This is a genomic window from Chryseolinea soli, assembly GCF_003589925.1.
GTDB lineage: Bacteria > Bacteroidota > Bacteroidia > Cytophagales > Cyclobacteriaceae > Chryseolinea > Chryseolinea soli.
Window position 1 is genome coordinate 2,726,863 of the sequence record NZ_CP032382.1, and the last position, 24,941, is coordinate 2,751,803.

Here is a 24,941-nt window from a genome sequence, read left to right on the forward strand (position 1 = left end):
TATTATGTATAAAAAACTACAACCTGTTTTGCAGAAAGAACTCGCGTCCATACGCGAAGCCGGCCTTTTCAAAAAGGAAAGGATCATCACCACGCCTCAAGGCGCCGACATCAAGACCGCCGACGGACGCGAGGTCATAAATTTTTGTGCCAACAACTACCTCGGACTTTCATCGCACCCCCGTGTGGTGGCCGCCGCCAAGCGCGCCATCGACACACACGGATTCGGCATGTCGTCGGTGCGCTTCATTTGCGGCACACAGGACATTCATAAGACGTTGGAAGAAAAGATCTCCGCCTTCCTGGGCACAGAAGATACCATTCTCTATGCCGCCGCGTTCGACGCCAACGGTGGCGTGTTCGAGCCTTTGTTTGGAGCACAAGATGCCATCATCTCCGATGAGTTGAACCATGCCTCCATCATCGACGGCGTGAGACTGTGCAAAGCCATGCGCTACCGCTACAAGCACAACGACATGGCCGATCTGAAAAAACAGCTCGAAGATGCCCGCAGCGCGGGGGCCAACCAGATCATCATCGTCACCGACGGCGCCTTCTCCATGGACGGCACCATCGCGCAGATGGACAAGATCTGTGCGCTTGCCGATCAATATGAAGCACTGGTAATGACAGACGAATGTCACTCTACGGGGTTCATTGGCAAGACCGGTCGGGGTGTGCCGGAGTACCGGGGTGTGATGGATAAAGTCGATATCATCACGGGCACGCTGGGGAAAGCCTTGGGTGGTGCTTCCGGTGGATTTACTTCCGGGAAGAAGGAGATCATCGAGTTGCTGCGTCAGCGTTCGCGGCCTTATTTGTTCTCCAACACGTTAGCGCCCTCCATCACGGGAGCGTCCATCGAAGTGTTCAACATGCTCTCGGAGACCACGGCTTTGCGCGACAAGCTGGAGACCAATACAAAATATTTTCGCAGTGAGATGACAAAGGCCGGTTTTGATATTAAGCCAAGTGAACATCCCATTGTTCCCATCATGCTATACGAAGCGCCGCTTGCGCAGCAGTTTGCAGACAAGCTGTTGGAGAAGGGGATCTATGTGATTGGATTCTTTTTCCCCGTGGTGGCCAAAGGGCAGGCACGCATCCGGGTGCAGATCTCGGCGGGGCATGAGCGTCATCATTTGGATAAGGCGATCAAGGCTTTTACCGAAGTTGGGAAGGAGCTGGGAGTGCTCAAGTAGATGAGGAACATTTAACCGCAAAGGCACTAAGACACAAAGAAGGCGCAGAGAAACTCTCTCTGCGCCTTCTTGTTTATGGCGTTGATGAATGTTGTCGGGTTATTTTAGGCCGAGTTCTTTTTTTCGTTTTTGCACGATGTCACCCATCTTGGAGGTGTCTTTGGATAAGAGCCCGAAAGCCGGATCGATGTTGTGTGATGGGAAGAAATAGATGCAGCCTTTCTTCCCCTTCAGTTTTAGTCTGTAGAGGTTGAAGAAGGGCACGATGGTGAGCGACTTCACTTCGGGCCAGGCGAAGCGAACGTTGCGATCGCCTTCGATGACCACGATCTTGTTTTTGCCCACGGCCACTCGTCTCATTTTCTCGGTGAGGATCAGAAAGGCAAAGAAGGCCAAAAGACCCACCGTGATGAAGATGAGGGCAAAGAAAAAAGTCTTCGCTGAAAAAGGGTGCCGGAAGAAGATCGTACCGGCTGCGAGCCATTGCAGGAAACTGAAGGCGAGGAAAAAGTATTTCGCGAAGTAAAATTTAACGGGGTTAGCTTCTACCATGTTAGTACAGTGTAGGAAAAAAGTAATTGAATATACGATTTATTTTAGTTCAGTGTTAATTTTTGCCCTCCTTTTTGGTTTCTCCCTATTCTTCGATCACCACGGGGAAGTCTTGTCCTCGTGAGAACGTGTAAGGATATTGTGGGTTGCCTTTCATTTTCCGGGTCATCTCCGGCACCTGGTCGTCGATATATGACTTCAGCTCGTAGATGGTAACCTTGCCATCTTTCGGCGCGCCGTCGGCTTCGCCCTGCAGGCCTTTGATGAGCACGTAGGTGAACAAGCCATGGCCCAGCTCGCGGAATTCGGTGGCAAACTGCTCGCTGCCCGCCGAGGCCATCACATGGATGCCGGCACTGCGCGAGAGTTGGGCGATGGCCTTTTCTTCGCTGGCGCCCCGTGTCGCCAGCAACTCCACCGAGCCTCCCGACTGGCAGGCGTCCATCACGATGAGCTGCTTCAGCGCCTTGATCTGCTTCAGCTTGTCTTGCAACACGCTGGCGTCAATCGCCTCTTTTGTCAGCGAGCTGGCGTCATAGAGTCGCGGGCTCTCAGTGGGCACGAAATAGAAACGATTGTCGACCATGCTTCCGTGTCCGGCATAGTAAAAAATAAAAACGTCCTCCTGGCTGATCTTGTTCGACAGGTCGTCGAGCGCGCTAAGAATTTTTGGGCGCGTGGCGTCGCTGTCATAGAGCGTGACGAGCTCCAGGTTTTTGAAGAGCGCGCTCTTGTCGTCCATGACCTTGCCAAATGACTCCGCGTCGGTGCGCGCGTAGTTCAGGTTGAGCTTGCTGTTCTTGTACTGGTTGATACCTACAGCGAGAACATAGCAGGTGCTGCTTTTGGTGGCATGTTCTGAAAACAGCTCGACGCTCTGTGGATCGGATTCTACATTGTCTTTATTGCTGGCCGTGGCTGTGAAGGTGTTTTGCCCCCCGATGAGATTCACTTCGTGCTTGTAGGTAGTCGCTTGCCCGCGCGAGGAGGGGAACGTAAGCGCGTCGCGGTTGAGGGGGATGTTCTTGCCGTTGTGAAACAACTTCAGATTCTCGACGCCATTGCCGTTGTCGACGATGCGCACATACACCTCCGCCTTACCTGGCTGGCCTGGGATGACGGCCACTTTCACCGTGGGAGGCGGCGAACTTTTCAGCTTTCCCTGGATGCTTTTGGATTCTTCTTTGCCCCCGCGATTCTGAAAAATTTTCGGCAGCAGGTCGGGGCGATAAAACTCGTTGAAGAATTGGTCTACCGCATAGGTCTTCATGCCGCTCACGAAATGGATGTATTGCCGTGCGTCGCCGGTGCTGTTAAAATAGCCTTCGGGATTTTTCACCATCCAGTCTTTCTCCCCGATGTGAATGTGCTCGAAGAATTCTTTGCCGGTGGCCATGTCCCAAAATTTGGTCACCCCGTCGAGGCTGAGGCTGATCAGCATCCTGTTGTCCGGGCTAAAGGCCAGGGAAGTCACTTCGGCGTTGTGTCCTTCGAACGTGCGGATCACTGCTCCCGTGTTGATGTCCCACACGCGGATCGTGCGGTCGGCTCCGGCAGAGTAAACCGTTTTTCCATCCATCCCAAAAAGCGCGGTGTGGACAGCACCCTTGTGGCCCTTGAATTTTTTTGTCATCAATCCCGTGCCGATATCCCAGAGGCGGATGGAACCATCCCAACTCGCGCTGAGCAATGTTTTTTGATCGCTGCTGAGTCGAATCACCGAAATCACGTCGGTGTGGCCGGTGAAATTGCGCACTTCTTTTTTTGTGTCGAGCTCCCACATCTGCAGGGAATTGTCGAGGCGTGCCGAGAACAGGTACAGGTCGTTGGGATGAAAGACGATGCTGTAGGCGGAATAGCGCTCCAGATCAAGATACGTGAGCAGTTTTCCGTTGGCCAGGTCGTGCACTTTCATGGAAGCATCCCAACTGGAGGATACCGCTTTTGTTTCGTCGCTGCTGAAGTGAATGTCGAAGATGGGTTCGCGATAGGTTTGGATGGACTTTAGCGAGTCCCCGGTTTCAACATCCCACAGCATGATCTTGCCATCGCCACCACCGGTGAGCAGTCGCCGGCCGTCTCGCGAGAGGTCGTAGCACAGCACGGCCTTTTTATGACCGACGTATTCCATAACAGTTTTCCCCGTGGCGATGTCCCAGCGTTTCACCTTTGTGCCGAACTTGCCTTTGATGAGTGTCTTGCCGTCGCGCGAGATGAGCACGGAATTTTTGAAGCGAACGTAGCGCGCAATATTCGACTCCCAATAAAAGTTAGGATCGTAGTTGAGCCCCCCGCGGTCGCGTTGGTTCAAAAAGCCGGTCAAGGGCTCTTCCTTTTTATTCTTTACAAAATCCCAGATCAGGGTGGTGTTGTTATCGCAGGGCACCAACAATTTTTTTCCATCGCGCGAAAAAGTGATCTCGTGAAATTCGCCATCCTCGGCGGGAAGTGTAGCCACCACGCGGCCGCTGGCTTCATCCCAAACCTGCACTTCCTTTTCCGTGGCGCGCGCCAAAATTTTCCCATCCGCACTCAAGGCAATGCCGGTGACGTCTTCCACTTTCTCTTCGTAGGTCTTTATCAGCTTATAGGTAGCCAGATCATATTTGCGCAACGGGCCGTTTTCGGAGATCTGGTAGAGGGTTTTACTGTCTGGGCTAAATACCGTGCGCGTGCCACAACCGCCGCACGTGCCTTCTTCATAGGGAAACGTGTGAATATTTTTCCAATCTGAGCTTTGGTACAGGTTGGCTACCCGGTTGTCTTCCCCGAAGGCCACCCACCGCCCATCGGGGCTAATCGCGATATCCACGCCGCTGCCCGATCCCTGGTCGGCGGAGGTTGGAATTTTAGCCAGCACTTTTTTAGATGTAAAATCGTAGACGGTGGCCGAGTCGGTGCGATCATAGCCGGCCACGACAAAGTATTTCATTTTCGGATCGATGGCGACGTCGGTGATGTACTCCTCGGTGGCCAACGAAAAAACTTCGCGGCCCGTGCTCACTTCCCACAGCCGGATGCTTTTGTCGTTGCTGCCGGTGAGCAAAAATTTTCCGTCTTGCGAAAACTCGACGCTGGTCACCGTGGCTTCGTGGCCCAGGAAGCTGCGCACTTCGCGGCCGGTACTCATTTCCCAAAGCTTGGCCGATTTGTCCTTGCTCGCGGTGGCGACATAGTTGCTGTCGGCGCTTACGGCCACGGCCACCACGGCCAGTTCATGACCTTTTTGTATGATGGTTTCCAGGGATTGTGAAAATGCAACGAAAGGGAGAAGGAGAAGTGCGATGGTGAGCCTCATGCCGGAAATGTATTTGGCACGAAGTTAAACATAAACCGCTTATGCTTTTGCAGGCGAAGATTCGGTGGGCTCGGGTTCTTCATCCTTCACTTCTTCCCAACGCGCCGGTTCGTCGTTGTGGAGGTACTGCAGCACGCGGTGTTCGACCTGCTTCAATTTCAGCGAGCGCAGATATTTGCCGTTGCGGGCCAGGATGAGGCGGCCCGATTCTTCCGAAATGGCCATCACCAGGGTGTCGGTGTTTTCCGACATGCCCACCGCGGCACGGTGCCGCAGCCCGAAATGTGCGGGCAGGTTGTCATTCTCGCTTACGGGCAGCACGCAGCGGGCGGCTTTGATCCGTCCCTTGTGGATGATCACGGCGCCGTCGTGCAATGGACTGTTTTTGTTAAAGATGGAAAGCAGCAGGCGCTTGTTCACGGCCGAATCCAGCGCGTCGCCGGTTTGTACATAGAATTTGAGTTCGGTATCGCGCGAAAAAACAATGAGGGCGCCGGTCTTGGTTGCTTTCAGGGCCTTGGCGGCTTCCATCACCTCGTGGATGTCGAAGTCGTCATGATATTGATGACGCCAGTTGGCGATGGTCTTGAAAATGTTCTCCTTGAATTCGGTTCCCCGCCCGATCACGAGCAGGAATTTCCGGATCTCCGGCTGGAAGAGGATGATCATGGCCAGCACCCCGACACCCATGAACTGTCCGAGGATGGTGGCCAGCAATTCCATCTGCGCGGCGCGCACGATGAGGTACACCAGGTAGAGCGCCAGGATCCCCAGGAAGATGTTCACGGCAATACTTCCGCGGATGAGCTTGTATACCTGGTAGAGCAAGATGCTCACCAATGCGATGTCGACAAAATCGACCCAGGTAACTTCCAGAAATCCTATTTTAAAAAGTAAGACCATTCTTACAAAGGTAACCGACGATTGATCAAGTATGAAGAACGAGGGGATATATAAAATAGGTCAACCGTTGGGGGAGGCTAGGGTTGACGTTATCAATTTTATAGTCTCAACAGCTTCTTTTACATCGTGCACCCGCAAAAGCGTGGCTCCCTTGGCGAGGGCCAGTGCGTTCAGGGCGGTGGTGCCGTTCAAAGCTTGCTCCGGTGCAATGTTCAGCGTTTTCCAGATCATCGACTTACGAGATAACCCCACCAGCAGCGGTTTGTTCAACAGATGAAGATATTCCAACTGGTGTAACAACTCAAAATTTTGCGTGGGCCCTTTGGCAAAACCAAATCCGGGGTCGACGATCACATCTTTAATACCACGAAGCTGCAATTGGTAAATTTTTTTGTGAAAATAATTCAACACTTCCTGCAACAGGTTTTCGTATGACGCAAGCTTGGTCATGGTTTGCGGATCGCCCTTCATGTGCATCAACACATACGGGACTTTCGCGGCTGCCACGCAGTCGAACATGAGGGGGTCCAGTGACCCGCCGGAAATGTCGTTGATCAGCACGGCCCCTTCGTTCACCGCGGCGTGGGCCACGGCGCTGCGGTAGGTATCGATGGAAACAAGCGCTTCGGGGAAATTTTTCAGGATAACCTTTATCGCCAGCAAGGCCCGGCTCATTTCGGCTTCTTTCGAAATGTCGGGTGCACCGGGACGGGACGAGGCGGCGCCCACGTCGATGAGGGTGGCGCCTTCCTGGAGCATTTTTTCGGCCTGCCGCACGATGGCGTCTTCGGTGGTGTAGCGGCCGCCGTCAAAAAAACTGTCGGGCGTCACATTCAAAATGCCCATCACTTTGGGCGTGTGGAGGTCGATGAGCCGGCCGCGGAGGTTCAGTGTTTTGTTTGTGGAAAATAATCTATTTTCAGGCGCAGATTTCATGCGGGGCGTGCTGGAATTATGAGCCAAATTAAGAAGTTTGCCACCTAAAGTATATTGCCTTGATTGAAAAAACAGCCCAGGAGTACAAAGAAATAATTGCCCGTTGCAAGGCTTTGTTCGAGAAAAAGACCCGGGACTACGGCACGGCGTGGCGGATCCTGCGTTTACCGTCCATTACAGACCAAATCTTCATCAAGGCCCAGCGCATCCGCAGCATCCAGGAAAAAGGCGTGCAGAAAGTGGACGACCCCATCAGCGACGAGTTCGTGGCCATCATCAACTATTGCATCATGGCCCTCATCCAGATGCAGCTCGCAGATTCCGCTTCCCTGGAGATGACGGTAGAGGAACTGGAACCGCTGTATGACGGGGCCGTGAACGAAACGTTCAGCCTGCTCCAAAACAAGAACCACGACTACGGCGAAGCCTGGCGCGACATGCGCGTGACGTCCATCACCGATATCATCCTCATGAAATTGTTGCGGGTGAAACAGATCGAAGACAACCAGGGAAAAACTTTAGTGAGCGAAGGGGTGAAGGCCAACTACCAGGACATGATCAACTACGCCGTGTTCGCCATGATATTATCGAAAGCATAACTATGATACAAAAAATTGCAGATCAGGCCAGCCGGTATTTTGTGGGGGCACTTTTTATTTTCTCGGGGCTCATCAAGCTCAACGATCCCATCGGCACCGAGATCAAAATGGAAGAATATTTCGAGGTGTTTGCCGAAGACTTCGGGTCTTTCTTTTTATGGCTGAAGCCCTATGCGTTGGAGATCGGGCTCTTCCTCATCGTGCTGGAGCTGGCCTTGGGCGTGGCTGTGCTCATTTATTACCGGATGAACCTTACCACGAAAGTGTTATTGGGATTGATGATCTTTTTTACGTTCCTCACTTTCTATTCTGCCTTTTTCAACAAAGTGACCGACTGCGGTTGCTTCGGCGACGCCATTAAGCTGACCCCTTGGCAATCGTTCTCCAAAGATGTCATTCTCATGTTGCCGGTGCTGCATTTGTTCTGGTATCGCAAGCGTTACAAACCCGTGTTGTATACAAAGGAGGGGCACGCTGTGATCGGCGCTGTAGTGGTGATCTGTTTTGCGTTGGGTATTTATGCCATACGCCACCTCCCTTTCATCGATTTCAGGGCCTACAAAATAGGGAACAACATTCCCCAACAAATGCAACCGCAGGAGCAGGCTATCTTTGAATATACTTTCCAACAAAAGAAAGACGGCGCGCTCATCAAGTCTGACAAATTCCTGTCGGATACCTTGACCTATAAATATGTAGGCGTCGAGCAATTGAACGCCGACAAGACCATGGCCAAGATCACCGACTATTCGGTTTCGGATCCCGATGGCAACGACATGACCCAGGAGACCTTCAAAGGCGCCAAACTACTTTTCATTATCTACGACGCCAGTAAAGCCTCCACCAAAAACATCGACAAGATCGGCCAGCTCATCAAGGACCTCGACGGCAAGGTGGACATGATGGTGCTCACGGCCTCCGGCGCCGAGCAATTCGAAGCCTTCCGCCACGAGCATCAACTGGCGGTGCCTTACTATTTCGCCGATGCCACGGTGTTGAAAACGATCGTCCGGGCAAATCCGGGGATCACCCTGTGGGTAGACGGCACCGTGAAAGGCATGTGGCACGACAACGACACACCCGATGCCGCCGAGGTGACGGCCCTGGTTCATTAATCCTGTGCTCATGAAGATCTATCTCATCGGCATGCCCGGTTCGGGCAAAACCACGTTGGGCAGGCAATTGGCCGAAGAGCTGCTGTTGTTGTTTGTCGACCTGGATAAGGAGATCGAAAAACACGAAGGCAAGTCGATCTCACAGATCTTTGCCGAACAGGGCGAGGATTATTTTCGCCAGCTGGAATCGCGACTGCTCACGGAGTGGGCTTCGTCGGCAAAAGGTTTTGTGATGGCTACGGGGGGAGGGGCGCCTTGTTTTTACAACGGCATGGATACTATCCTCAAAACCGGACGCAGCATTTTTTTGGACGTACCGGTTTCCGAATTGCTGGCCCGTCTCGATCGTAAAACTGACCGACCCCTGTTGCACGCCGCCGATGTGGACGAGCGACGCGAAAAGATCACTACCCTGAGTCATAACCGCCAGCCCATCTATGCGAGGGCTAACGTTACGCTCCATCACGCCGACCTGCCGGCATTATTAAAAGCGGTGCATTTTAAAAGTTGACGCCGAGGGTGACGAGACCCGTAACAATTTTGTTTTGCAATTCAACGATGGGCCCCGAGCCGTCATTCAAGAAATAGGGAGCATAAAGACTGTTGCCCTTGCTCTGCACCCAGGCAAAATCGACGTGAAATTTGTCGAGCTTGATCCCAACTCCCCCGCTAATGGTCTTGATGCTGTTGTCATAATCGCTGCCGCGATAAGGATTGGCTTGAATGCCATAGCCGAAGCGCAACCGGAAGATCTTGTAACGTCCCTCAACACCACCCCGGTAATTCAACACCGACTTATAGGTGCTGTTGATGCCCTTGTTGGTGTCCGTGAAGTCAATATAGGAATTGTAGGAGGTTGAATATTTTGCTTTCGAATAATTCCGCATCTCCACGTCACCCGTAATCAGACCATACTTCGAGATCAGGGCCAATCCGGCGCTGAATTTGGAGGGAGCGCTAAGACTGTATTCGGAAATAACCTGATCAGTAGCCGAGCTTTCGTTGTTCAGCTCAGGCTTGTTGGGGTCCCCACCATAGTTGGGTTTGTTTGAATAATAGAGGAAATCCTTCCAACTGGAGTTCATGGAAGCGTCGGAGGTTTCTGAAAGCTGATAGAATGTTGGGGTGGTGTATGACAATCCGATTTGCATAAAGTCCACCGGCCGTACCGTGGCACCCAACGTCGCGTTGACGCCGGTTCCGGTGATCTTTAAATTTTCGGCCATGTCCCAGCCATTGACAAATTCATCGTCGGTAAAGCTTTCCGAGAATGTCTTGGTCGTTTTGTACCGGAGCGAGCTCACGCCAATGCTGGCACCAAAGAACAAAATGTCTTTGTAGTTGCCGCCATAGGAAAAACTCCATTGATTGATGATGCCGTCGGTTTGGACGGTTTCGCTCTGGTGGGGGAGTTTTTTTACATCCGTGAAATATTCGTCGTCGGGATAGTTGGCATCCAGCAAATTGGCGGGGCCGATAAGGTAATTAAAGTAGGCCAGTCCGGTAGGGCTGTTGTAGCGGTTGTGATCCGTTGTGCCGCTGGGATCGAATTGATCGGTCGTGTAGCCATAAGCGTCGTCGATGAAACTCTGCAGCTTCGAGGTGTTGGGATTGCCATTGTAGGAGAAGGGCGCGTTGAAGTCGTTGACGCGGGTCATGCTAATACCAAAGGCACCGCCCTGAAAGCCACTGTTGCCACGCGTCGGTATGTGCAGCACGAGGCTAAAACCAGGGACCACGAATTTGGACCGGGATTCGTCTTGCGAAACACCAAAGTAGTGCGATTGTGTGCTGTAGGTGCTAAACCCCGGCGTAAGCGTTACCTCCGAACGGTTGAACATGCCCAGGCCGGCGGGGTTGGAAAGGGCCGAACTGTAGTCGCCGCCCAGCGCGATCTGGCTGCCACCCATGGCCTGGATGCGGGCGCTTCCTCCGGGCATTGTCTGGCTAAACGTGAGCGCCGATTCCACATAGCCTTGGGACCATACTATGGAAACTGTGAACAATAGAATTCCCGTGAGGGCTGATATTTTCCTCCACATGATCATGCTTCTTTAGAAATGAATGATTAGTCTCTGCCGCGTGATCTGCCGTTTGAGCCACTGCTGTGGAACGATCCGCCACCGGCCGTACCACCACCGCCACCGCCGAATGAAGAACGGGAGCCGCCGCCAAAGGAATCCGAACGACCACCGCTGTTGTAGTGCGATTGTCCTGACGAACTACCCCAATCCGAACGGGAAGGGCTGGAGTACGTTTGCTGTATTTGCTGTTGCTGCTGTTGTTGACGGTAGCTGCGGTTATAGTAGTCTTCCTGACTCTGTATCCTGCCTTGCGTGCTCACCCGGCCATTGGTAGTTCCTCCGTTTGTAGTCGAAGAAGGCGACACGTAATTAGGACGTGTGCGGCCATTGGTGGCGGCGGTGGTCATGGTGCCTACTCTGCCGCTGTTGCTGGTGGCACGGGGACCGTAGGCGACGGCGCGACCTTCGCTGGTACCACCACCGTTGTTGACGATGATCACGTTGCTGGGATATCCATATCCGTAATAGCTGCCAAAGTATCCGGCGCCATAGCCATAGGAAGGACCCCAGAAGGAGCTGTAAGGGCTGTAGCCGTATCCACCATAATAAGGATTGCCATAAGAAAAGCTCATGCCAAAGCCGCTACCCCAACCGTAGTTCCAGTTGCTGCCCATATAGTAGCTATACGAACTCGACCAGCCGGATTGATAATAAGGATTCATCCACGGGTTTCCGTAGGCGTCATAGTAGCTGCCGTAATAAGGGCTGTTCCACGAATAGATGGAGGGGCCGAAGTACGTAGAGCTGTACCAGGGGTTGTTATAGGCGCTGTTGAAATTGTTGTTCCAGCTGTTCAGCTTGGCAGCGTTGTTGTATTTGTAGTCGTTGACGAAATAGTCTTGCTCGTCGGCCTTGGCGGTTTGGGCGTTTGACCGGGCGGCATATTCGGGGTTCACGTTGCGGGCCGAATAGCTGTCGGTGGGATTGAGGGCTTCCTCATCCTGATATTTTTGGGATTTCTTGGCGCTGGCCGAGTAGGCCTGCTCTTCCAGCTTGGCCGTTTGGGCCTTCAGTTTCGCTCGGTCCTTTGCATTGAAATACATATCGTCGTTTTCGATGCCTTGTGCGAATGCTGTTCCGGCCAGAAGCGCGGCAGACAGACTGAGCATGATGACCTTGGTTTTCATATCCCTTCGTTTTTTTAACACTTGTCCACTAAATAAACGTAAATACATCTTAAAAGTGCTTATAAAGCTACAAAATTTCACCTGTATTTGTTGTTGTGAAATTATATTTGCGGTCTATCTGGAATTTCAACAATAATTATACCAAGCATGGGCAAAGAAATACCTACCCGTAGTGAAGACTACTCTTCGTGGTACAACGAATTAGTAAAAAAAGCTGACCTGGCCGAGCACTCCGACGTGCGCGGTTGTATGGTCATCAAACCCTATGGGTATAGCATTTGGGAGAAGATGCAACAGGCGCTGGACAAAATGTTCAAGGACACCGGCCACGTAAACGCCTATTTCCCGCTTTTTGTGCCCAAAAGCATGTTCGAGGCCGAAGAGAAGAATGCCGAAGGCTTTGCCAAGGAGTGTGCCATCGTGACACACTACCGTCTGAAAAGCGATCCGAAAAACCCCGGCAAGCTCATCGTCGATCCGGATGCGAAGCTGGAGGAGGAACTGGTGGTCCGTCCCACCAGCGAGGCCATCATCTGGAGCACCTACAAGAAATGGATCCAGTCCTACCGTGACCTGCCCATCCTGGTGAACCAATGGGCCAACGTCGTGCGATGGGAAATGCGCACGCGCCTCTTTTTGCGCACCGCCGAGTTTCTTTGGCAGGAAGGGCACACCGCCCACGCCACCTCGAAGGAGGCCGTGGACGAAACCGTGCAAATGCTGAACGTGTATGCCGAGTTTGCGGAACGCTTTATGGCCATGCCCGTCATCAAGGGAAGAAAATCGGAAGGTGAAAGATTTCCCGGCGCCGTGGATACCTATTGCATCGAAGCGATGATGCAGGACGGCAAGGCGCTGCAAGCCGGCACATCGCACTTCCTGGGACAAAATTTTGCGAATGCGTTCGATGTGAAGTTTGCGACCAAAGAAGGCAAACTGGACCACGTTTGGGGAACTTCGTGGGGGGTGAGCACACGCCTGATGGGTGCCCTCATCATGGCCCACTCCGACGACGACGGACTGGTGCTGCCACCTAAGCTGGCGCCGATCCACGTGGTGATCGTGCCCATCTTCCGCAACGAAGAAGAATTGAGCAAGCTCACCGTGGAAGTAGATAAAATGGCCAAGTCGCTGCGCGATGCCGGCTACACCGTGAAATTCGACAACCGCGACACGCAGAAGCCGGGCTTCAAGTTTGCGGAGTGGGAGTTGAAGGGCGTGCCTGTACGCCTCGCCATCGGTCCCCGCGACCTGGAAAACGGCACAGTAGAAGTGGCCCGCCGCGACACCAAAACGAAGGAAGTGATGAAACTCTCGGACGTGGCCACCGCCATCCCGAAGTTGCTGGACGACATCCAGGAAAACATCTACAAAAAAGCGCTCTCTTTCCGCGAAAGCATGATTACCCGTGTGGACACGTACGACGCGTTCAAACAGGTGCTCGACGAGAAAACCGGTTTTGTGCTGGCCCACTGGGACGGCACCCCCGAAACAGAGGCGGCCATCAAGGAAGAAACAAAGGCCACCATTCGCTGCATTCCCCTGGATGCGCCCGAAGAAGCCGGCAAATGCATTTATTCAGGCAAACCCTCATCGCGTCGCGTGTTGTTTGCGCGGGCGTATTGAGCGATTTTGGCGCGTCTTCCCGTCCGGGCGGTTAATTTTTGCCGCAAAGACGGGAAGACGTTTTGTTTATTTGTATTTTTGAATTTCCCCCTGCCTCTATGATGTGGATAATTGTTATAGCGCTCCTCTTAATAGGCATTGCGCTCCTCATTGCAGAGCTGATCTTTATTCCAGGTACCACCGTCGTCGGCTTGTTGGGTTTGATCTTCTCGATTGTCGGCGTTGTTATCAGTTATCAGCATTTTGGAAGCACAGTCGGATTCTATGTCCTCATGGTCACCATCGCCGCCCTGGTGGTAGCCGTTTTCTACAGTTTTCGCACCGGCGCGTGGACCCGCTTTTCATTAAAATCGTCGATCGACAGCCGGGTAAATGAGGGCATCATGTCAACGGTGCACATAGGCGATGAGGGCGTTACGCTTTCTACCCTCCGGCCTATGGGGAAAGCGCAGTTTCATGACAAGACTTTCGAGGTAAAGACCTCCGGCAATTATATCAATCAAGGCGAAAAGGTAAAGATCGTTCAGATCGAGTCACACCAAATCACAGTAGAAACTATCAACTAATCAATACATACTCATGGAAGCTGCGTCATTACTGATCCTGGTCTTTGGCGGGATCATTCTCTTTTTTGTGTTTCTTTATTTTGTTCCGGTCAACCTCTGGATCACGGCCCTGTTTTCGGGCGTGAAGGTGGGCTTGTTCGAACTTATCTTTATGCGGATCCGCAAAGTGCCACCCCGCATTGTTGTGGATTCACTCATCACGGCTACGAAGGCCGGTTTGAAAATCTCTTCTAATGAATTGGAAACGCACTACCTCGCCGGAGGAAACGTGCCCAATGTTATTCGCGCGCTCATTTCGGCCGACAAGGCCAACATCAGCCTGAGCTTTAAACAAGCCACCGCCATCGACCTGGCAGGTCGCGACGTGTTTCAGGCTGTTCAGATCTCGGTAAATCCCAAAGTGATCACTACCCCGAAGGTTGCGGCCGTGGCTTCGGATGGTATTCAGCTTATTGCCGTGGCCCGTGTTACGGTGCGTGCCAGCATTGCCCAGTTGGTGGGGGGTGCCGGTGAAGACACTATTTTGGCTCGTGTCGGTGAAGGTATCGTGTCGTCTATCGGTTCTGCTAAGTCGCACAAAGACGTGCTTGAAAGCCCCGACAAGATCTCGAAACTCGTGCTATCGCGCGGGCTGGATGCCGGAACCGCTTTTGAAATTCTCTCTATTGACATTGCCGACGTAGATGTTGGAGCCAACATCGGTGCCAAACTCCAAATTGACCAGGCCTCGGCCGACTTGAAGGTGGCCGAAGCACGTGCAGAAGAGCGCCGTGCGATGGCTGTGGCCCTTGACCAGGAAATGAAAGCGAAAGCGCAAGAGGCACGCGCGAAGGTTATTGAGGCGGAGGCTGAAATTCCGAAGGCTATTGCGGCTGCATTTGTTAATGGAAACCTGGGCATCATGGATTATTACAAGATGCAGAATGTGCAGGCGGATACGGAGATGCGGCAAGCGATTTCGGGGTCTGGAAAGGGAACGACGGGTTCGCCTAAAAAAGAGCAGCCGTAAGGATTGAGCGTGTTGTTGGGATATTGATTTGGGCTGTTGGAATGAACTTTCAATACCTTCATCTAAAGATTGCCGCATCCTTGGGGTGCGGCAATTTTTTTTGGAATGATGGGTGTTATTTTTTTCGATGTAAAGTCTTTAAATTGAAATAGGTTGGTCACGCAAAAGGCAAGTATTATGACAGCGAAACGATTTTTTAATATCATGTTAATCTTGGTCGTGCTGGTATCCAATGTGGGATGCGACCAGGTATCGAAGGCGATTGCCAGGAATTCGTTGGGTGAAAATCAGACCGTGAGCCTTGTGAACGATCATATCAAATTGATGAAAGTTGAGAATAAGGGTGCGTTTTTAAGTCTTGGTAGCGCTTTGCCGGTTTTTTTGAGGATTGTTTTGTTGAATATTCTTCCCCTCGTCGTACTTGGGCTGGCCGGTTTTTACGTGTTCACAAGAACAAACCTTTCCCGCATCACCACCATCGGCACCTGTTTCGTTATCGGTGGGGGTCTTGGTAATATTTACGACCGCATGGTCTACGGATCGGTAACGGATTTTTTGCACATCGACTTTGGGATCTTTCAGACCGGGATTTTTAATCTGGCCGACGTTTCCATCATGGTGGGTGCGTTTGTGATCACAGTCGACGTTGTGCGTCACCGGAAGATCGAGGTGGGATAATACGGCATCTTCATTGTTTCAATTTCAACGCTTCCAGCCGCGGATCGCCGGCCAATCCCCTGAACACCGGGTATTGCAAAAATAAATTCACCGGCACGGCACGTTTCGCTACGCATTGCTCGATATAATAAAAAACTTTCTCGAGGTTGCCCAGTGCAAACCAGACACCGACAAAATCAGCGTCGAGCACTACGTCGGGTTCCTCGCGTTGGCGTTGTTCCATTTTGCGAATGCACTCCATCGCCTTTTCGGTTTGACCGAGTTTTGCATACGCATAGCCCAATCCCATCAAGCCTTTCAAGGGATGGTTTGTTAAGCGATAAACTTCTTCAAAGAGACGGCAGGCTTCTTCCCAATCGCCTTTCATACCGGTGGCCCAGGCTTTCAATTCCAGGTTCTGGCGGATGTGTGTGTTCAGGTCCAGCAATTTGTTTGCCTGGCGAATAGCGTCATCGTAGCGTTCGGCAAACACATACATATTTCCCAGTGCGTGATTGATGGCTGGCGATAGCGGATCGATCTTTACGGCGTCTTCGAGTATCGCGACCGCTTGCGCTTTCTCACCCATCAGCACGTGATAGTAGCCGAGCAGGGGATAGGCCGCCGCCGCGCTGGGGTTGAGGTGAATAGCTTTTTGCAGCGACTCATAGGTTTCTTTCCATTTCCATTCATAGAAAAGGTAGGCACCGGCCTCGGCAATGTAGATCTCGGCAATGGAACTGTCGAGTTGCAAAGCTTTGGCGGCGTATTCGTGTACCAGCGCGAAAGCTTTGTGGGGCGTCAGCTGTCCGCTGGCGCCAAGCTGGCTGTAGGCCGTGGCGATCATGGCATACGCTTGCGCATAGCCCGGTTCCAATTGTAGGGCTTCTTCAAAGCGTTCGATCGACTTGCGGAGATCGGCCGGGGTGGTCTTGTTGAAGAAATGAAGTCCCTGCAAATAGGCCGTGTAGGCGGCGATGTTTTGTGTGGGCGCTTTCGATCCCTGGCTCTCCCGTTGTGCGCGGCTGAGGTTTTCACGCAACTTGTTGGCGATGATGCCGCTGATCTCGTCCTGCACTTCAAAGATGTCGGTGAGTTGCCGGTCGTAGGTTTCACTCCAAAGATGATAGCCATCGGCGGCGTTGATCAATTGGGCGGTGATGCGTACGCGGCTGCCTGCCTTGCGCACGCTGCCTTCGAGCACTTTGTCGACGTTGAGCTTCACGGCGATGTCGCGGATGTCGTCGTTCTTGCCTTTGAAGGCGTAGGCCGATGTGCGCGACGTCACTTGCAGGCCGTCCACTTTGGTGAGGGCATTGAGGAGTTCTTCGGTGATGCCGTCGCTGAAATATTCGTTTTCCGCGTCGGCACTCATGTTCACAAACGGCAACACGGCAAGACGATTGGACGGCTGTTTTGTTTTGCCGCGGATCTCGTCGCGCGAGGGGATCACGAGGCCACCGCTGGTGATGGCAAAGATGCGTACGGGTTGTTTCACATTTTTTAATTCGAAGTAACCCAGTTCGTGTGAGGTGATGTTCTCCTGGTTGCGGATCTCGTCGTATACTTTTTCGGAGATAAAGACGCTTCCCGGCACGGCAAGCGATTCCACACGCGACGCGAGATTCACGCCGTCGCCGTAAATAGATCCGTCTTCGACGGTGACATCGCCCGTATGAATGCCGATGCGAAGGTCCACGGTAGGCGCTTCGCGAAGTTGTTGCTGGATGCTCACGGCGCATTGCACCGCGTTGATGGCACTGGCAAAAATACTAAGGGAACCGTCGCCGTAATATTGGAGGATCTGTCCTTGATGGAGGTGCACGGTGCTTTCGAGAACGCTCTTTAGCCGGTTGCGTTTTTGACGCGCCAACTGTTCGTTCTCCTGCATCAGGGCGGTGTAGCCCGCCATGTCGGCAAACAAGATGGCGGCTAGTTGACGCATACTGATTTTGTTTCGCAGTGATCCATGTTACAAACTACGGAAACAAAACGGAAAAGGTCAGGTACAGTTTGAATTTTTGAAGATTATAGTGGCACCGCCTGCCATTCGGATTTTTTTCGGGCGATAAAGGAATTGTTATAGGCATCGTAGACGATGTAGTCGTACATCAGCGGCACCGTGCTGATCCCCTGGAGTGTGATCACCCCATACAATCCATCGCGCTCCACGATCACATAGTTGTTGTTCAGATCCTGGAGGGTATGATATTTCGGGTTGATGATCACGCGACCCGTGTTGTCGGCAAGGCCCATGAGCTTGTCCTGGCGGATCAGCAGGTTGCCATGCGGCAAGATGGTAACCGACTCATACCGTGGCGGCAAAATGACAGCGCCTTTTATATCGATAAGCCCTTGCAGCCCTTTTTGTTTTACCAACGAAAATCCCTTCTGGAAAGACATCACTTCTTCATACACAGGCTGAATGATAATTTTATCCTCGCGGCTGATGAATCCCCACTTGCCGCGGATCTTCACGGCCGCCAGTTGCTCGCTAAAGGCCTGGATGCCATCATAACGATTAGCGACGCGCAGCCTCCCCTGGGGATCCACAAAACCATACTGTCCATTCTTCTTGATGCCGCGTAACCCTTCAGATTCGGGATACACTTTTTCGACGGCGCCTTCGGGTTGCACCTGGCGGTTCACGATCACCCCATTCAAATCCACTTCCCACGAGGTGCCCGACGGCAAACGCTCCACGATGCGCTGCTCGTTGATCTCCATCGGATTTTCGGAAAAATAGATCACGTTGTTGTCAAACGATTTGAGATAAGTGTTCCTGCCGGCGGTTTCCACATAGCGATCGGCAGAAACCAGCTTGAGTTTGGTTTGGCGTGGCGTGACCAGCCACTCTTCGTGCTGGTTGATGATGCCGTATTGGCCATGGAATTTCACCACCAGGTTTTGGTGCAGTTGTTGAAGAATGGAATCATACGTGCAAGCGATCACTTCTTTGCCCGATGGATCGAGGGCTCCCCAGTAATTGCGGAGCACGACGGGGAACAATTGTCCGTTAAAGCGATGGATGTGTTCGTAAGGCTTGGTGTGAATGGGCTTCCCTAACGAATCGAGCACGATCCAATTGTCTTTGCCGTTCTGCCGCGTGTTTGAGATGTAGTAGGGATAATCTACAACAAGGTTATCGTACTTCGCCTCGATCAGGATTTTTCCATCCTGACTGATGATGCCATATTTTTTTTCTTTCGTGAACAAAGCTTTGCCGCGCACGAATTTGCCCAAGGACGAAAAATTAGAAGCAAAGAAAGGTTTGAGCGAATAATCTTCCAGTTGAATGAGACCGGCCGTGCACACTTTCAGAAGATTTTTTCCCAACGCGATGATCGAATCGGCCTGAACCTTTTGTTGCAGTTTGTTCTGTCCATCGAGGAACAACCATTCATCGGTTTGCCGCGCTTTCACCGTGCCATCATCCTCGAGGCGGATCTCGCGATACGTGGGCTGCAACTTCACTTGTCCTTCGCGGTCGATGAGGCCTTGCTGCATGCCCTGGTAGATCACCGCATAGTTCTTTTTGAAAATGGAGAGGCTGTCGATGGTGAAGCCTGTCACCTGTTTCCCGCTTTCGGTGAACAGCGCGGTCTTGTTGTCGAAATTCTCCACGGCATAGCGCAAGCTGCCGATGGAGCGGATGGCATAATACTGTTGGGGAATAATGGTCTTGTTCTCCAGGTCGATCAGACCATAACGATATTGATTACCGACCTTGGTAAACACCACAGCGCGGATCCCCGACAGGGCAATGCCGTCGTATTCAAAAGGAATAATTTCTTTGCCCGACGATGCAACGAGGCAACCGGTGACGATGCGCATCGAAATGGGAGATTTTTTACGCGCATAGACCAGCGAAGCATCGGCAGGGAAGACGTCTTCAAATTCGGCTTTGGTCACCAGGTGATTTTCCAGGGAGATAAGCCCCCATTTTCCATCGAGTTTATAGCCCGTAACGGCGTTCAGCGTGGAGAAATTTCCATCGCTCCAGCCCAGGGCCTCATAGCGCGCGGGGATCAGGACTTTGCCCTGTTCGTTGCGGAGGCCTACTTTTCCGTTCTCTTCGAAGACACTAAGCCCATTGGCGGCGGCGAAAAATGTTGTCAGCACCAGCCAAAAAAAACAATACACACCCTTCATCTGCCGGTAAAGTTAGGGCCAGAAAATGAAATCAGGGGAATTTTCGTGAACTTTGTGCCCTGATTTAGGGTAGATAAACTTACATCGCCCATTCAACTTTTATCGCGAAACATGTACATCGAACAGCTTTACACCAATTGCCTGGCGGAAGCCGCCTACTACATCGAATCCAACGGGGAAGCCGCCATTATCGACCCCCTGCGGGAAACCGAACCCTATGTGGAGCTGGCCGAGAGGAGAGGCGCCAAGATCAAATATGTTTTCGAGACCCATTTCCACGCCGATTTTGTGTCGGGCCACATTGACTTGTCGCGCAAAGTAAAGGCCCCCATTATCTACGGTCCCGGCGCCGACACGGACTATGCCGTGTACAATGCCAAAGACGGCGAAGAATTTCCCCTGGGCGAAGTAAAGATCCGCGTGCTGCACACCCCTGGCCACACCCCGGAATCGTCCTGCTATTTGCTGATCGATAAAAACGGCAATGAATACGCCTTGTTTAGCGGCGACACCTTGTTTGTGGGCGATGTGGGACGTCCCGATTTGCTGGATGGCATCATGACCCAGGAAGAACTGGCCAGCCTCATGTATGATTCGCTTACCCGGAAGATAAAAACCTTACCCGACAACGTCATGGTCTATCCGGCGCACGGGCCTGGTTCGGCGTGTGGAAAAAATATCGGCAAGGAAACCTTCTCCACCATTGGCGAACAAAAGAAATTCAACTACGCCCTGCAAGAGATGTCCCGGGAGGCATTCATTTCGAAAGTGACCGACGGCATTTTGCCGCCACCCCAATATTTCTTCGAAGACGCCCGCATCAACAAAAGCGGCTACGATCCCATCGAAGACGTGATCGCCGGCAACACCACGCCACTTTCACAGGAAGCGCTTGAGAAAGCCGTTGCCACGGGCGCCATCCTGCTCGATACCCGCCCCGCCGACATTTTTGAAAAGGGCTTTATCCCCGGAGCCATCAACATTGGTCTCAATGGCCAGTTTGCCGTGTGGGTAGGCACGCTGATCGACATCCGCAAAGACCTGGTGCTGATCACCGAGCCGGGAAAAGAAAGCGAAACCGTGCTGCGCCTGGCCCGCGTAGGCTACGAAAAAGTAGTGGGCTACCTCGAAGGTGGCATCGCTACCTACAAAGGCAACCTCGACAAAGTACACTCCATCACAGCCGATGCCGTGGAAAATGAAATGCGCCAGGGTGCCCAAGTGCTCGACGTACGCAAACACGGCGAATGGGACATCAGTCATCTCAAAGGTGCGGCCTTTTTGCCGCTCGGAGATTTTCCGGCCGTCACAACCACGCTGGATAAAGACAAACCTTACATCGTGCATTGCGGCGGCGGCTATCGTTCCATGACCGCCATCTCGCTGATGAAGACCTATGGCTTCACCGACCTGATCAATGTCTACGGTGGTTTCGGTGCCATGCAAGAGGCCGGCCTCAAGATCGTGACGGAAGCCATCGAGGCTTAGCAGGCTTTTTTTGCCGCGTCGCGTTGTTTTGCGCCCTGTGGTCTCAGAATCGCCTGCCCATAAAAAACTTTAGGGAGCACAATCGTTTGAAAAGACGACGGTTTGGGAACGCCTAAACTATCGCCGTCCACACCATGCATCTGGTTTTAAAATGAAGTATTTTAACATTTAATCACTTCATTTTTTATGTCCATCAAAGTTGCTATCCGGCACCAGACCTCCTATCAATACGATCGCCCGGTAAACCTGTCGCCGCATACGTTCCGTTTGCGTCCCGCAGCCCACTGCCGCACCCCCATCTTGTCCTATTCGCTGAAGGTGAAGCCCGGAAATCATTTCATCAACTGGCAACAGGATCCGTTTGGCAACTTCCTCGCACGCGTGGTGTTCCCCGAACAGACAACCGTGCTGGAATTTGAGGTGGAGGTGATCGCCGAGATCATTGTGATCAACCCCTTCGACTTTTTTATTGAAAGTTATGCGGAGGAATTTCCCTTCGCCTACACCCCGCAGCTCGAAAAAGAATTGCTGCCCTATTTCGAGGTCGCAGAGACCGGTCCTGTTTTTTCGCAGTGGCTCGAGACGGTAGACCCGACTAAAAAAAAGATGCGCACCATCGACGTATTGGTCAGCCTGAACCAAGCGGTGCAGCAGTATGTAAGCTATACCATCCGCTTCGAACCCGGTGTGCAGACATGCGAACAAACATTGACGCTAAAAAGCGGCTCGTGCCGCGACTCGGCGTGGCTGCTGGTGCAAGCCTTTCGCCGCCTGGGTCTTGCCGCGCGTTTTGTGTCCGGATACCTCATTCAGTTGAAGGCCGACACAAAAGCATTGGATGGACCTTCCGGCACCGAACATGATTTTACAGACCTGCATGCCTGGGCCGAAGTATACATCCCCGGTGCTGGCTGGATCGGACTCGATCCAACGTCTGGTCTATTTGCCGGAGAAGGGCACATTCCCCTGTGCTGTACGCCCGACCCTGTGAGCGCTGCGCCTGTCACGGGCATGACCGATGTTTGCGAAGTCACGTTCGCCTACAAGAACGAGGTCTTCCGCATACACGAGGACCCGCGCGTCACACAACCCTACAGCGAAGCGCAATGGGCTACCATCATGGCGCTGGGCAACAAAGTGGAGGAGGACCTGCAACGCGGTGATGTGCGCCTCACCATGGGCGGCGAGCCCACCTTTGTTTCTGTCGACGACATGGAAGCAAAGGAATGGAACACAGCCGCCGATGGTCCCCACAAAAGAGCGTTGGGTGCCCAGCTGATCAGGCGATTGAAGAACGCTTTTGGCAAAGGTGGTTTGGTGCACTACGGTCAGGGAAAATGGTATCCTGGCGAGCCCCTGCCGCGCTGGCAATACACTGCACTGTGGCGAAACGACGGCCAGCCTATCTGGAAGAATGACGCACTGCTGGATCTGGAGGACAACGCTTCGTCATTCACTATCAAAGATGTGCATAGCCTAGCCGTTGAGATCACCCGCTTTCTGAATATTCCTGCCGACCATGTCCACCCGGCTTTGGAAGATGCATTCTTTTTTCTTTGGGAGGAAAGCAAAGTACCGGTAAACATCGATCCCTATAGCGCTAATCTTGATGATCCGCTGGAGCGCAGAAAGCTGGCGGAATTGCTGGTCAACGGCATGGCCACACCGGCCGGGTATGTCATTCCCATGGAATGGAATCACTGGAACAATCAATGGCTCTCGTGCCAATGGGAGTTCAGGAACCATCATCTCGTGCTCATTCCGGGGAACTCACCCATCGGTTTGCGTTTGCCGCTCAAATCATTGCTCTACACCAGCCCCAAGCGAACACAACGGCCGGTGGAGCGCAGCACGTTCGAGAGCTTGCCGGCGCTGAAAGATTTTCACCAGCACGTTCAGCACCGTTTTTTCGACGAAATAAAACCCGGTGCGCTCCCTAAGGAATTTTTTGCGACTACGGTTTTGGATGAAGAAGAACCGAAAGACCTCAAAGAAAAGCTGGAGAAAAAAGAAGTATCGAAAGAGCCCGATACCACCTTCGATGGCTATACGGTGAAAACGGCATTGTGTATCGAGCTGCGAAACGGCAAGATCTACCTCTTCATGCCGCCGCTGCAATATGCAGAACACTACATGGACCTCCTGGCTTCGATCGAGGCCGCTGTAGAAAAACTAAAACTCAAAGTCGTGATCGAAGGCTACGAATGCCCGCGCGACAACCGCCTGACCAAGCTGGGGCTTTCGCCCGACCCCGGTGTGTTGGAGGTAAACATTCATCCCGCGAAGAACTGGAAGGTGTTGGTCAATCACTACGATATTCTTTTTGAGGAAGCACGTCTCAGTCGTCTGAGCAGCGAGAAGTTCATGCTGGACGGAAAGCATACGGGAACCGGCGGCGGCAATCACATCACCATCGGCGGCATCACACCGTCGGATAGTCCGTTGCTGCGGCGGCCTGACTTGTTGAGAAGTCTCATCACGTATTGGCAGCATCATCCCGGCTTGTCCTATTTGTTCTCCTCTCAATTCATTGGACCTACCAGCCAGGCACCCCGCGTGGATGAAGGACGGCAGGAGATGTTGTACGAGTTGGAGATCGCCTTCAACCAAATCCCGGAGCGAGGCGACGTGCCCTTCTGGCTGGTGGACCGCATCTTCCGGAATTTGTTGATTGACATTACCGGAAATACACATCGCGCGGAATTCTGCATCGACAAACTTTATTCGCCCGACAGTTCCACGGGCCGTCTCGGCATCCTGGAGTTTCGCGCCTTCGACATGCCGCCAAACAAACAGATGTGCATCGTGCAGCTCTTGTTACTGCGAAGCCTCGTGGCCTGGTTCTGGAAAATGCCCTACAAGCGCAAGCTCGTCCGTTGGGGCACGGCGTTATACGACACGTTCATGTTGCCGCATTACGTGCAACAAGATTTGGCGGAGGTAACACGCGACCTGGCCGAAGCGGGCTATCCCTTCGACCTCGCGTGGCTGGAGACATTCTTTGAATTCCGTTTCCCGCTCCATGGAAAAATTACTTTGTTAGATATGGAGTTGCAGTTGCGCATGGGGATCGAACCGTGGCATGTGCTGGGTGAAGAAGCCGTCAGCGGCGGCACGGCGCGTTTTGTGGATTCATCGGTGGAAAGGATCGAAGTGAAAGTAAAGAATTTCAACAAGGACCGCTATATGATCACCTGCAATGGCACACCCGTGCCGTTGTCGGAGACACCCGTGAAAGGCGAGTACGTGGCAGGCGTGCGCTATCGCGCCTGGAGCCCGCCTTCGGCATTGCATCCCACGTTAGGCAAAGATGTGCCTTTGGTATTTGATATCGTGGACACCTGGAACAACCGGGCGATAGGAGGATGCACGTATCACGTCGCGCATCCGGGAGGAAGAAATTACGATACGTTTCCTGTCAACGCGTTTGAAGCGGAGGGGAGAAGGATCAGCCGTTTTTGGAGCGAGGGCCACACGCAAGGGCCGGTCACGCCGCGCGAAACGTTCGTGGCGGGCGTTGGCCGATATTTGGAAAAGAACGAGATTCCAAGGAAATTTGATCCGCCTGCAATAAAAGTAAGCCCCGAGTATCCACATACACTAGATTTACGGCAATTCTGACGCACCT

18 protein-coding genes are annotated in these 24,941 nt (G+C 52.7%); 10 read left to right on the forward strand and 8 right to left on the reverse strand.

The window, feature by feature from the left end:
• Positions 1-4 precede the first annotated feature (4 nt).
• Positions 5-1,201, forward strand: coding sequence for a glycine C-acetyltransferase (kbl, locus tag D4L85_RS11770; protein WP_119754493.1), 1,197 nt, complete (start codon positions 5-7; stop codon positions 1,199-1,201).
• A 99-nt stretch (positions 1,202-1,300) separates the two neighbouring features.
• On the opposite strand, the gene D4L85_RS11775 is transcribed toward kbl, so the two are convergent.
• From D4L85_RS11775 to folP, 4 genes are all read right to left on the reverse strand, one after another.
• Positions 1,301-1,753 carry a hypothetical protein gene (locus tag D4L85_RS11775; protein ID WP_073133889.1) on the reverse strand — a complete coding sequence of 151 codons (453 nt, stop codon included), beginning with the start codon at positions 1,751-1,753 and terminating at the stop codon, positions 1,301-1,303.
• Positions 1,754-1,838: 85 nt separating this feature from the next.
• The gene (locus tag D4L85_RS11780) at positions 1,839-5,051 is read right to left on the reverse strand and encodes a caspase family protein (protein WP_119754494.1); all 3,213 of its coding nucleotides are present in this window, start codon (positions 5,049-5,051) and stop codon (positions 1,839-1,841) included.
• A 39-nt stretch (positions 5,052-5,090) separates the two neighbouring features.
• Positions 5,091-5,954: a diadenylate cyclase CdaA gene (gene cdaA / locus D4L85_RS11785; protein WP_119754495.1), complete on the reverse strand. Its 864-nt coding sequence runs from the start codon at positions 5,952-5,954 to the stop codon at positions 5,091-5,093.
• Between the two features lie 60 nt (positions 5,955-6,014).
• Entirely contained in the window at positions 6,015-6,890 is an 876-nt protein-coding gene (gene folP / locus D4L85_RS11790) for a dihydropteroate synthase (protein WP_119754496.1), read from the reverse strand.
• Positions 6,891-6,949: 59 nt separating this feature from the next.
• Between folP and D4L85_RS11795 the strand changes: the two genes are divergently transcribed.
• From D4L85_RS11795 to D4L85_RS11805, 3 genes are read left to right on the forward strand one after another with little or no spacing between them, the layout of a single operon-like run.
• Positions 6,950-7,489 carry a DUF1599 domain-containing protein gene (locus D4L85_RS11795; RefSeq protein WP_119754497.1) on the forward strand — a complete coding sequence of 180 codons (540 nt, stop codon included), beginning with the start codon at positions 6,950-6,952 and terminating at the stop codon, positions 7,487-7,489.
• Between the two features lie 2 nt (positions 7,490-7,491).
• A complete protein-coding gene (locus D4L85_RS11800; protein WP_119754498.1) occupies positions 7,492-8,604 on the forward strand; it encodes a BT_3928 family protein in 1,113 nt (370 codons plus the stop codon).
• 10 nt (positions 8,605-8,614) lie between these two features.
• The gene (locus D4L85_RS11805; RefSeq protein ID WP_119754499.1) at positions 8,615-9,115 is read left to right on the forward strand and encodes a shikimate kinase; all 501 of its coding nucleotides are present in this window, start codon (positions 8,615-8,617) and stop codon (positions 9,113-9,115) included.
• Here D4L85_RS11805 and D4L85_RS11810 read toward each other — a convergent pair.
• Both D4L85_RS11810 and D4L85_RS11815 read right to left on the reverse strand, forming a co-directional pair.
• Positions 9,105-10,646, reverse strand: a complete 1,542-nt coding sequence (locus D4L85_RS11810) for an OmpP1/FadL family transporter (RefSeq protein WP_160143679.1) — start codon at positions 10,644-10,646, stop codon at positions 9,105-9,107. The genes D4L85_RS11805 and D4L85_RS11810 overlap by 11 nt on opposite strands.
• A 26-nt stretch (positions 10,647-10,672) precedes the next feature.
• Positions 10,673-11,815, reverse strand: a complete 1,143-nt coding sequence (locus D4L85_RS11815; RefSeq protein WP_119754501.1) for a hypothetical protein — start codon at positions 11,813-11,815, stop codon at positions 10,673-10,675.
• A 147-nt stretch (positions 11,816-11,962) separates the two neighbouring features.
• Between D4L85_RS11815 and proS the strand changes: the two genes are divergently transcribed.
• The 4 genes from proS to lspA all read left to right on the forward strand — a co-directional run bounded on the left by proS (position 11,963) and on the right by lspA (position 15,694).
• Entirely contained in the window at positions 11,963-13,441 is a 1,479-nt protein-coding gene (gene proS / locus D4L85_RS11820; protein ID WP_119754502.1) for a proline--tRNA ligase, read from the forward strand.
• A 98-nt stretch (positions 13,442-13,539) separates the two neighbouring features.
• On the forward strand, positions 13,540-14,007 hold the full coding sequence (locus tag D4L85_RS11825) for an NfeD family protein (protein WP_119754503.1): 468 nt from the start codon (positions 13,540-13,542) through the stop codon (positions 14,005-14,007).
• A 13-nt stretch (positions 14,008-14,020) separates the two neighbouring features.
• Positions 14,021-15,016: a flotillin-like protein FloA gene (gene floA, locus D4L85_RS11830; RefSeq protein WP_073133866.1), complete on the forward strand. Its 996-nt coding sequence runs from the start codon at positions 14,021-14,023 to the stop codon at positions 15,014-15,016.
• Positions 15,017-15,220: 204 nt separating this feature from the next.
• Positions 15,221-15,694, forward strand: coding sequence for a signal peptidase II (gene lspA / locus D4L85_RS11835; RefSeq protein ID WP_236849101.1), 474 nt, complete (start codon positions 15,221-15,223; stop codon positions 15,692-15,694).
• Positions 15,695-15,704: 10 nt separating this feature from the next.
• On the opposite strand, the gene D4L85_RS11840 is transcribed toward lspA, so the two are convergent.
• Both D4L85_RS11840 and D4L85_RS11845 read right to left on the reverse strand, forming a co-directional pair.
• Positions 15,705-17,618, reverse strand: a complete 1,914-nt coding sequence (locus D4L85_RS11840; RefSeq protein ID WP_119754505.1) for an adenylate/guanylate cyclase domain-containing protein — start codon at positions 17,616-17,618, stop codon at positions 15,705-15,707.
• Positions 17,619-17,701: 83 nt separating this feature from the next.
• A complete protein-coding gene (locus D4L85_RS11845) occupies positions 17,702-19,825 on the reverse strand; it encodes a WG repeat-containing protein (protein WP_119754506.1) in 2,124 nt (707 codons plus the stop codon).
• 111 nt (positions 19,826-19,936) lie between these two features.
• On the opposite strand from D4L85_RS11845, the gene D4L85_RS11850 reads away from it, so the two are divergent.
• Both D4L85_RS11850 and D4L85_RS11855 read left to right on the forward strand, forming a co-directional pair.
• Entirely contained in the window at positions 19,937-21,313 is a 1,377-nt protein-coding gene (locus D4L85_RS11850; RefSeq protein ID WP_119754507.1) for an MBL fold metallo-hydrolase, read from the forward strand.
• A 186-nt stretch (positions 21,314-21,499) separates the two neighbouring features.
• Positions 21,500-24,934 carry a transglutaminase family protein gene (locus tag D4L85_RS11855; protein WP_119754508.1) on the forward strand — a complete coding sequence of 1,145 codons (3,435 nt, stop codon included), beginning with the start codon at positions 21,500-21,502 and terminating at the stop codon, positions 24,932-24,934.
• Positions 24,935-24,941: the final 7 nt, after the last annotated feature.